The following is a 408-nucleotide window of genomic DNA, read 5'->3' as shown; positions in this document are numbered from 1 at the left end:
GGCGGATGCTTGGACCTCGCTTAAGAGCTCATTGCGCGACTTGCCTGGATCCGGCCACTGTTCTTGAGGCTTCAGCATGACGTAGCCGTCAGAAATGTTTGGTGGCATGGCATCGGAGGCCACCTCCGCAGTGCCTGTGCGCGCAAAAATCCGCTCGATTTCCGGAAACTCATCCATAAGCTTTCGTTCCAGTTGCTGCTGCATTTCGACAGACTGACTAAGACTGGTAGCCGGTACACGAAGGGCTTGGATAGCGAAGTCCCCTTCGTTGAGGCTAGGCACGAATTCACTGCCCATACGTGACCCTACGAGGCCGGAAAGTATGACTACAACTACGGCAAAGGTGAGTACCGCTGGCTTGTTGGCCATCACCGCATCGAGTGCAGGTGCGTAGGCCCGTTTAGCATT

The 408-nt window shown here is 55.4% G+C and carries 1 protein-coding gene; it reads right to left on the bottom strand.

Going from position 1 to position 408, the window contains the following annotated elements; all coding sequences use genetic code 11:
* Positions 1–408: efflux RND transporter permease subunit (locus MST27_RS22280; RefSeq protein ID WP_243608020.1), on the bottom strand; the 408-nt coding region annotated here is incomplete at both ends.

Origin of the sequence: Stutzerimonas marianensis (genome assembly GCF_022810315.1) — a bacterium.
Lineage (GTDB): Bacteria > Pseudomonadota > Gammaproteobacteria > Pseudomonadales > Pseudomonadaceae > Stutzerimonas > Stutzerimonas marianensis.
The sequence above is the reverse complement of the archived record's forward strand: the minus strand, read 5'-3'. Positions and strand labels throughout refer to the sequence as shown.